Below are 3,280 nucleotides of genomic sequence, written 5' to 3' on the forward strand. Positions count from 1 at the left end.
CAATCTCTACCCCTCGCCTTTGGGCGAGCAGGCCGATGCCGAGATGAACGACGCCTTCAATCGCCTGGCCACGGGGCCAGACGAAGACCCGGTGCTGCACATCGAAGCACGCGAGATCACCGCCAAACGCCGTGCCGGTGATGTGGTTTGGTTTGACTTCCGCGCCATTTGTGGCGGCCCGCGCTCGCAAAACGACTACCTCGAAATCGCCACGCAGTACCACACGGTCCTGCTGAGCAACGTGCCGCACATGCCGGTGAGCATGGCGTCCGAGGCGCGGCGCTTCACTTGGTTGATCGACGTGCTTTACGACCGCCGGGTCAAGCTCATCATGTCGGCCGCCGTGCCGCCCGAAGGGCTTTATACCTCGGGGCCGATGTCGCACGAGTTTCCGCGCACGGTCTCGCGCCTGCATGAGATGCAGTCGAGTGAGTTCCTGGCCCTGGAGCACCGCACGGTGGACACGCAGCTGACATGACACGCCTGTGTTTTGCTTGGCTTCGTTTGTGTTTTGGCTTGGCCTTGGCCATAGCCTGGGGCGCGTGGGCGCAAACGCCCTTGACCGTTGGACCCTCAACTGCGCCGGACTTTGAAAGCGCGGTGGCGTCATCCCAGGATGTTCCGCAGGCCATCGACATCCAAAGGCAGCGCTTGAAATCGCAGCGCGAAGTGGTGTGGGCGGCTTACCAAAAGCAGCAAGAAGCTTGCTGGCAAAAGTTTGCGGTCAACGCATGCCTGACCGATGCCCGTCGCGCCCGCAGGCAGGCCATCGAGCCCTTACGCCAGCAAGAGTTGGCACTCAACGCGCAAGAGCGCTTGTGGCGCACCGAGCAGCGGCAACTGCGATTGCAAGGCAAACAGCCCGCGGCAAAGGACACGCCATGAGCGACGACAGCGCCGTCGGTGGCCCATGGGGTGGTCCCGTATTTGACGCCAGCGATCTGCGTTCGCCGCAGCGTCAGCTGATCGAATGGCAAATGGAGCACGCCGACCTGGACGCCTTGATTGACCAAGCGTCGGCATCACCTGCGCTGCGCGACGAGCTGAGCTTGCGTCGCATGAAAAAACGGCGCTTGGCCCTGCGCGACCAATTGGCCTTGCTGCAAGCCCAATTGGCCCCCAAGGAGCCCGCTTGAGTTTGCTCGACCAGCGCGTGGCCGACACCTTGTCCAGCCACGGGGTGTTGGCGCAAACCGTGCCGGGTTTTCAGCCCCGGCAGGGCCAGACCGACATGGCCATGGCGGTCAGCCGCACCGTGCAAGAGGGCGGTCAGTTGGTGGTCGAGGCCGGCACGGGCACGGGCAAGACTTATGCCTACTTGGTGCCGGTTTTGCTCAGCGGTCAGCGGGCGCTGGTGTCCACGGCCACCAAGGCGTTGCAAGACCAATTGTTTTCACGCGACATTCCGCGCCTGGTGGAAGTGCTGGGTTTGCCCATTCGCGTGGCTTTGCTCAAGGGCCGGGGCAATTACCTGTGCCTGCACCGCATGGAGCAAGCCCGACACAGCCCCGACTCGGCGCAACCCGGGGCACAAAAGGCCTTGGCCAAGATCGAAACCTGGGCGCAATCCACCCGCAGCGGCGACATGGCCGAGCTGACGGGTTTGGACGAGCGCTCGTCCTTGTGGCCGCTGGTCACTTCCACCCGCGACAACTGCCTGGGCTCAACGTGCCCGCGCTACCGCGCTTGCCACGTCAACCTGGCGCGCAAAGAGGCCATGGCCGCCGACGTGGTGGTCATCAACCACCACCTTTTCTTTGCGGACATGGCGGTGCGCGAGTCGGGTGTGGCCGAGTTGCTGCCTACCGTGCGCGTGACCGTGTTTGATGAGGCCCACCAGCTCAACGAGATCGGGGTGAATTTTTTGGGCCAACAGCTGTCTACTGTGCAACTGCACGAGTTGGTCCGTGATGCGTTGGGTACGGGTTTGCAACTGGCGCGGGGACTGGTGGATTGGCAAGCCTTGTCGGCCGCATTGGAAAAAGCCGCCCGCGATTGGCGACTGGCCGCAGGCATGCACCGCGGCTCGGTGCGTTTGCGTTGGACAGGCCAGCACCCTGAAGGGGTGGCCCCAGACGAGTGGTCCGATGCACTGCAAGCGGTGTCGAGCGCTTTGGTGGATTTGCAAAACGGCCTGGACATGGTGAGCGAGCTGGCGCCAGATTTCCAGCGACTGGGCGAGCGCACCCGCGAGTTGGTGCAGCGCGCCACCTTGTTCGCACAAACGCCCAACCCTGAGGGCGTGCGCTGGGCCGAGGTCAGTGCGCAGTTGCGCCTGATCGAGTCGCCCTTGGACATCGCGCAGGCCTTTTCTGCCTTGACCCGTTCTGTCCCCGTGACACCGGGCAGCGCGCCCGAGACGCTGCCCGATCCCGATTCTTTGGAGGCCTTGATGGCGGGAGATCCGCGGCACGCTGCAGGCCATGTCGCGACGGCCGGGAATGCGCCTTCAGGGGCTGCGCCAGGGGTGGGCCAGCGGGCTTGGGTTTTCACTTCGGCCACTTTAGGCGATGAGCCGAGTTTGCGCTGGTTCACCGAGCCTTGCGGCTTGAGCTCGGCCGAAGTCATGCAAGTCAACAGCCCTTTTGACTACGCACAACAAGCGGCGCTGTATGTGCCGCCCCATTTGCCGCGCCCCGGGGACCCGGGTCATGCCACGCAGGTGGCCCGGTTGGTGCTGGAGGCCTTGGCCATTCTGGGTGGCAGGACCTTGGTGCTGACCACCACCTTGAACGCGATGCGCAGCATCGGCGAACATCTGCAGGCCCAGGGTGATTCGAGTCTTGAAGTCTTGGTACAGGGCCAAAGTCCCAAGCGCCGTTTGATGGAGCGTTTCAGGCAAGGGGGCGGGCAGGGCGATGCGCAAGGCCGTGCCGGTTGTGTGTTGGTGGCCTCGGCGTCGTTCTGGGAGGGCTTCGATGTGCCAGGTGATGCGCTGCAACTGGTGGTCATCGACAAGTTACCATTCCCACCGCCGGGAGACCCTCTGTTTGAGGCCCGCAGCCAACGCATCACGCTGCAGGGCAAGAGTGCCTTTGCTGACCACGCTTTGCCAGAGGCCGCAGTGTCCCTCAAACAAGGGGCGGGGCGCTTGATCCGCAATGAAACCGATCGGGGGATTTTGGTGGTTTGTGACAACCGGCTGAGCACCATGTCTTATGGCCGCCGTTTGGTGCGCGGCTTGCCGCCCATGCGCCGCTTGGAAGACCATGCAGCTTTTTTGGAAGCGCTGCGTCAGCTCACCACAGACGCCACCAGCTGCGGGCTTTGACTGGGCCTT

General features: G+C 63.6%; 4 protein-coding genes. All 4 read left to right on the plus strand.

Going from position 1 to position 3,280, the window contains the following annotated elements:
- The coding region (zapE, locus tag Q0341_RS14785; protein WP_299514882.1) for a cell division protein ZapE at positions 1 to 478 on the plus strand (478 nt) is incomplete at its 5' end.
- Positions 475 to 885: a hypothetical protein gene (locus tag Q0341_RS14790; protein WP_299514885.1), complete on the plus strand. Its 411-nt coding sequence runs from the start codon at positions 475 to 477 to the stop codon at positions 883 to 885. The genes zapE and Q0341_RS14790, both read left to right, overlap by 4 nt.
- Positions 882 to 1,136 carry a YdcH family protein gene (locus tag Q0341_RS14795; protein ID WP_299514888.1) on the plus strand — a complete coding sequence of 85 codons (255 nt, stop codon included), beginning with the start codon at positions 882 to 884 and terminating at the stop codon, positions 1,134 to 1,136. Before Q0341_RS14790 ends, Q0341_RS14795 begins: the two co-directional genes overlap by 4 nt.
- 95 nt (positions 1,137 to 1,231) lie before the next feature.
- A complete protein-coding gene (locus tag Q0341_RS14800) occupies positions 1,232 to 3,271 on the plus strand; it encodes an ATP-dependent DNA helicase (RefSeq protein WP_299514891.1) in 2,040 nt (679 codons plus the stop codon).
- Positions 3,272 to 3,280: the final 9 nt, after the last annotated feature.

Source organism: uncultured Limnohabitans sp. (genome assembly GCF_937889215.1).
Taxonomy (GTDB): domain Bacteria; phylum Pseudomonadota; class Gammaproteobacteria; order Burkholderiales; family Burkholderiaceae_C; genus Limnohabitans_A.